The following is a 6,021-nucleotide window of genomic DNA, read 5'->3' as shown; positions in this document are numbered from 1 at the left end:
CCCCCCCCCCCCCCCCCCCCCCCCCCCCCCCCCCCCCCCCCCCCCCCCCCCTTTTTAGATGTGTATAAGAGACAGAGCCTGGGTAGAGTACATCAGCTTTGGTTACGACATCTGCACCTACATTATCCAACACATGCCAAACGCCAAAGTTGCCTATTTGGCTGGCGAAGTAGCGCCTGAAAAGCTAAAAGCCGATGGCTTTGCTGGTTCTGATTATCACTATTCGGTTTTTCAGAAAAACAACTGGTTCGAGCCTTCCAAAAAACTCGGATTGACCATTAACGCCTGGACGGTAAATACGGTTCCTGAAATGGAATGGCTATTGGCCAATGAAGTGGATTACATTACCACCAACGAGCCAGAATTATTGTTCGAAACCATTAAAAAAACACCAGTAGCTAAGGGCTGGAAGTTAAAGTGGGCCGACGAGTTTAACGGAAAAGGCCTGCCCGATTCGCATAATTGGGGCTATGATGTAGGAGGTACCGGTTGGGGTAACAACGAAAAGCAATTTTATACCAAGGCTGATACCCTGAACGCCAATGTAGAAAAAGGGGCGTTGAATATTACTGCGCGCAAAGCCGACCAGGAGCAAATGAAGTTTACTTCGGCCAGGTTGGTGAGCAAAAACAAATTCGACGTGAAATACGGTCGCGTAGAAGTTCGCGCCATCTTGCCAAAAGGCAGGGGCATTTGGCCGGCCATTTGGATGTTGCCTACGGATTGGAAATACGGAAACTGGCCAAAAAGTGGCGAAATTGACATCATGGAGCACGTAGGCTACGCGCCTGATACCGTGCACGGAACCGTACATACCGAAGCGTTTAACCATGTTAAAGGTACCCAGGTAGGCAAAGCGCTAAAAGTAAACGATATTTATACGCAGTACCATGTTTATGCCATCGAGTGGTTTGCCGACCGTATCGATTTCTTTATCGACGATCAGAAATACCTGACCTTTAAAAACAGTGGCAAGGGCATGGCCGATTGGCCTTTTGACCAGCAGTTCCATGTGTTGCTCAACGTAGCGGTGGGTGGCAACTGGGGTGGCGCCAAGGGAATAGACGAATCTATTTTTCCGGCCAGCATGAAGATAGATTACGTGAGGGTTTACCAGCGGTAGAAAATAACGCAGCAATAAAAAAGCCCCGGCATTTGCCGGGGCTTTTTTGGTAAAATATGATAATAATTAGATTACTTTCACATTAACGGCGTTTAAGCCTTTTCTACCGTTTTCAACGTCGTATTGAACTTTGTCGTTTTCACGAATTTCGTCGATAAGGCCTGTTGAATGTACAAAGATTTCGCTATCGCCGTTTGCAGGGATAATAAAGCCGAAACCTTTAGTTACATTGAAAAATTTTACTGTTCCTTCTTGCATTGTATTGTAATTAAATGAGCTGCAAGGTACAGTTAAAAATCAACAAAACAAATGTTTGAGCAATATGGTCAAAAAATAGAACAGATTATTTCGCCAGTTTGCCCACCAGGTTAAGGGTAATTTCGCTAGAATGGGGTATGCCCAGCGTGGTTCCAGGGCTTATCTGGTAAAGATTGCGCACATAAACATCTAAAATGCCTTGGATCAGGCGCTTTCTTGGCTCGAGGTCTTCTTTCATCACGCCTTCTACGCGGTTAACCGTTAATTTGCCCTTGGTATCGACCACTACCGAGAAACGGTAGGCAAAGGCTTTATACGATTTCTCGATAACCAAACGGTATTCTGGGTAAAGGTAATCGTAAGAGAGCGTTCTGTTATTGAGCGGGTCTACATTGCTTATTTTTTCTACTGTAACATAAGGCCCTTTAGGCTTAAAGTCCACCGGTTGCCGGGCGGCGAATGCGGTTTCTGGATTGGCGGGATCTTTAGCGGCCTTTTCGGCCAGTGATTTGATAAAGAGCGTATCGGCCCTGGTAGGGCGCTGCAGTTCGCCAACTGTTGTATGTAGTTTGTTTTCGATATAATCGCGGGTATAATAGGTGCAGAAAACGTCGGAGCGCTCATCGTCGTCGCCGGCAATTACGCGGCCGTCAACCTGCAGTCGCTGTAAAACCAGGCTGTCTTTGGTAATGGTAATGGCCCTGAAAAATTCGCGGGCAAAGTTGTATACCTTGCCATGGTCAAATTGCAGGTAAAAAGCTTCCATTCCTTTTTTTTCGGGACTGTAGGCTAGCATGGTATCGGGCGCCTTAAACTGGATAATCCAGGTGGGCTCCTGCTGAAAGCCGATTTTGTTAAAGGAAAGGCCGTTTTTAAAGCGTCGTTTTACCTCGTAGAACCGGATGCCGTTTACGTCGCTAAAGCCGAGCTCTTCGGTTTGCTGTCCGGACTTCGAACCGTCTGTAGCTTGCTTTTTCGAATCAGAATTGCAGGCCAGGAAAAACAGGGAACAAACAAAAGCGGGAACTAAAAGGTATTTCGACTTCATTTTAAAGGGCACCAGATTGTGGAGGCAAATATATCATAGTTTTGGGAAAGCCTTTCCCAACTAACGTAAAATACACCTAATAACTTATTTTTTAGGTTTAAGCATAATCACATTGGCTACTTTTCTTTCGCCCTCGTGGTCCCACTTTTTATTGTCGGAAGGGAAGTTTACAATGCCGTTTCCGGGCGCATCGGCCAACCACAAGGTAGTGGAACCGCCACCGTCGAGGTTGATGGCGCTGGTACAACCCAGCCATTTCATGACCTTGGTCAGCTCGAACAGGCTCATGCCGGCCGAATTTTCGTGGCGGCCATCTACGGTCAGGAGCAGCACGGTGCCGTCGGGTTTAAGGCCAATGGCGCTTCTGGGATGGCGCAAGCGGTTAAACGCCGCGGTATCTAAACTTTCGTTAATTTGGTTAAGCCGCAGCAGCGGGCCGCTGAGCATCACGTCGTTTTCGCTTAGCGCCTCTTCCCAGTTGGCTGTTCCATCCCATTTTTTTAAGCTGAGCCTGCCGTTTGCTATCACCACGGCGGCTTGCTGGTGACGGGCTCTTTTATTGCCCTTTTCCAAGCGGTTTGGGCTAATCACTTGCCCGTTAACCTTGATGAAATCTACAGACCCACCATTTTTTACGTCGAAAAAAGTACCGTTAATAGCGGCAATGGCTTGATTGGCTTTTCCAAACGTGGATGTGGTTTTAAGCTCTTTGGGCTCGCTACCAAAGGCAAAAAGCGGGGCTCTTTTGCTGTTTTTTACCTCGACAAAAGAAAGTTGCTCGTTAGCCTGAAAAAGACTGTTTTGCGTAAAATGGAAGGTAAAGAGCCTGGTTTTGGGCGCAATGCGCTTTTTTTGCCACTTGGCTTTAACCAGGGTCAGCGAATCGGCATTTTGGGCCAAGGCAACGTGGCCGAAGACAACAAAGGCCAGGGAAAATAGGAAGGATTTAAGCATGGTACTAAAATAAAAAAGCCCCGAAACTTTCGGGGCTTTGCTGGTATTATTTTTTCGGATCCAAAATGTCGTTAATTCTAACGGCCAGATCTTCGTAGTGTGCCTTGGTGTTGGCATCGCCGGCAACGCCGCGGGCTTTTGCGGTAGCCAATAAGGTTTTAAGCTCGGCTCTAACCAAAGGTCTGATATCGGTTACCGAAATGTTTACCGGGGTAAAGGTAAAGCCTGGAGGCAGGCCTTGCGGTGCAGGGGCATCAACCATTAAGCTTCCCAAACGATCGATATAGCCTCTTTGCAAGTTGCGTTTAAAGGCATCTGGTCTGCCAGCGGCGAAAATAGTGCCACGCAAATCGGTAAACAACTCAGGAATGGTATAAGCAGTAGCTCCGTTTTTGGCTTCGTTATCCAACATGCGCAACAACCTCGACGAAGTGAAGATATTGTTGATGGTACCGGTTTGTACGCCTTTGATGCGGGTTAGCATAGCACCATTATCGAATTTGTTCAATTGCTCGCTGTTGATGAGCCATAACGGCGTAGTGAACAATTGTTGGTTCAAGAAAGCAATGGCTTCTTTTTGCTTGGCTTTGTCTAGGTATTTGTAAACGGCACCAGCTTGGTCGTAGGTTTTGAAGTTTTCGTACAAGCCACCCACATTGTAGGTAACATGGCCCATGTAACGGTTATATTGGCCTACAATTTCGCCATAAATTTCGCTCAGGTTGCTAAAGTCTTTGCCTTTTTCGAAAGTCCATTTTTCTGCGTTAGGCAAAATGCGTTTCAGGTTGGCAATACCATAGCCACTGGCTTTCATGGCGTTGTCGCCCAAGTCTTCGCTTTGGTCGCGCGGATCGTAGGCATTCCCTTGGCGGCCATAGAAATACATCGGATTGCCTGCTTTTTCTTTGGTCCATATATCTAACTTGTCTTTTTCCTGTTGAGCGGTCAAGTTGCCAGGAAACCAAGTGTAGCCCCATTTAACAGCCCATTTATCGTATTCGCCAATGCCTGGGTACATTCTTACCACGCCATCGCCAGGTTGGGCCACGTAGTTGAAACGGGCATAGTCCATGATAGAAGGTGCAGTGGCATATTTATCGGTAAAGGCTTTTGAGCGCAGCGAATCAACCGGATAAGCGTAGCTCGAACCAAAGTTGTGCGGCAAGCCCAAAGTGTGGCCAATTTCGTGCGAAGATACGAAGCGGATCAATTCGCCCATTTGCGCATCGCTGAATTTGGCTTTGCGGGCTTCTGGATTGATGGCTGCGGTTTGTACGAAGAACCAGTTTCTCAACAAGCTCATGACGTTGTGGTACCAGCCGATGTGTGTCTCTAAAATCTGTCCGGTGCGTGGGTCTGCAACATGCGGACCGTAGGCATTCTGAATATCAGAAGCGAAATAACGCACTACCGAGTAACGCGAATCGTCTACGCTAAATTCAGGATCTTGCTGAGGCGTTGGCGCTTCCTTGCCAACAATGGCATTTTTAAAGCCCGCGGACTCAAAAGCTTTTTGCCAATCGTTAATACCCGCAATCAGGTATGGCACCCATTTTTTAGGCGTAGCCGGATCGATGTAGATCACAATCGGCTTAACTGGTTCAACCAGTTCGCCACGTTTGTAGGCAACGGTATCTTTAGGCACCAAATTCCAGCGGTGGATATAAGCGGTACGTTCTGACTTTTGGGCGTCGGTACCGAAATCAATCTGCGACTGGCCAAAGAACCCTACGCGGGCATCCATAAAGCGAGGCTTAACCGGTGTTTTTGGCAACAATAACATCGAGGTATTGAACTCGAAGGTAACGGCACCAATGCTGTTGTCGATTGGCGATTCGGCCGAACGGTAGGTTTTGGCCGTTCCCACTTCAATGTTCAACGGATAGGTTTTGATGGTGTCGATATAAGAACGGGTATTGTCGTAAACCGTGGTTTTGTAGGCTTTTCTCAGGGCATCGCTGGCGCCGATGGCCAAAATATCACCATTGTAGAAATCGGTTACGTCAATAACCACGCCTGTAGTGTCTTTGTTATAGGCTTTGATATCGAAAGAAGCCAGGATGGTAGAAAGATTCGAATTTTTAACAGACTGGTACATGTCGGTATTTTCTTCGGCCCTGATGGCATAACTCGGTACGCGGATAAAAATCTGCTTGCCGCGACGTTCCCATTGCCAAACTTGTTCGTTCAGTTGTTCGCCGCCATATTGCTGGTTGCCAACTTTAACGCCTGCAGGTACTTTGGCCAAGCGGGTTACCACGAGCATTTCGCGGTTTAAAATCGAATCAGGGATTTCAAAATACCATTTATCGTCTAAACGGTGCGTTTTAAATAAGCCGCTTTTGGTTTTGGCCTTAGCCGTAATAACCTCGGCAAAAGGCTTGATACCCTCTTTTTTAGGGGCAGCCGCAGGTGTTGTTGCGGCCGGTGCTGCGGTAGATGGAGGTGTAGTGGTTTTCTTTTGCTGTGCAAAGCTGGCGGTGCTGCCCAATGCGCATAAAAAAAACAAACTAGCTGCCGCTAATAAGTTTTGGTTTTTGATCATGTTTTATAAAAAGTTAGTTTGGTGATAAAAGGCTAAAATAGAATTGTGTCCTTGCAAAGGAAATCGTGAAAGGCGAATGTTACACTACGATGA

General features: G+C 47.2%; 5 protein-coding genes. 1 reads left to right on the top strand and 4 read right to left on the bottom strand.

Features of this window, described 5'->3' with window-relative positions; translation table 11 throughout:
* Window positions 1-133 precede the first annotated feature (133 nt).
* On the top strand, window positions 134-1,123 hold the full coding sequence (locus JHD69_RS03210) for a family 16 glycosylhydrolase (RefSeq protein ID WP_233165657.1): 990 nt from the start codon (window positions 134-136) through the stop codon (window positions 1,121-1,123).
* Between the two features lie 66 nt (window positions 1,124-1,189).
* Here JHD69_RS03210 and JHD69_RS03205 read toward each other — a convergent pair whose 3' ends face one another.
* The 4 genes from JHD69_RS03205 to JHD69_RS03190 form a co-directional block, all read right to left on the bottom strand.
* Window positions 1,190-1,381, bottom strand: coding sequence for a cold-shock protein (locus JHD69_RS03205; RefSeq protein WP_199137337.1), 192 nt, complete (start codon window positions 1,379-1,381; stop codon window positions 1,190-1,192).
* 85 nt (window positions 1,382-1,466) lie between these two features.
* A complete protein-coding gene (locus tag JHD69_RS03200) occupies window positions 1,467-2,429 on the bottom strand; it encodes a hypothetical protein (protein WP_199137335.1) in 963 nt (320 codons plus the stop codon).
* 84 nt (window positions 2,430-2,513) lie between these two features.
* Complete coding sequence (locus JHD69_RS03195; RefSeq protein WP_199137333.1) at window positions 2,514-3,383, bottom strand: phosphodiester glycosidase family protein; 870 nt, start codon at window positions 3,381-3,383, stop codon at window positions 2,514-2,516.
* Between the two features lie 46 nt (window positions 3,384-3,429).
* Window positions 3,430-5,928 carry a zinc-dependent metalloprotease gene (locus JHD69_RS03190; protein WP_199137331.1) on the bottom strand — a complete coding sequence of 833 codons (2,499 nt, stop codon included), beginning with the start codon at window positions 5,926-5,928 and terminating at the stop codon, window positions 3,430-3,432.
* Window positions 5,929-6,021 lie beyond the last annotated feature (93 nt).

Source organism: Pedobacter sp. ASV12 (assembly GCF_016429155.1).
Classification (GTDB): domain Bacteria; phylum Bacteroidota; class Bacteroidia; order Sphingobacteriales; family Sphingobacteriaceae; genus Pedobacter.
The sequence above is the reverse complement of the archived record's forward strand: the minus strand, read 5'-3'. Positions and strand labels throughout refer to the sequence as shown.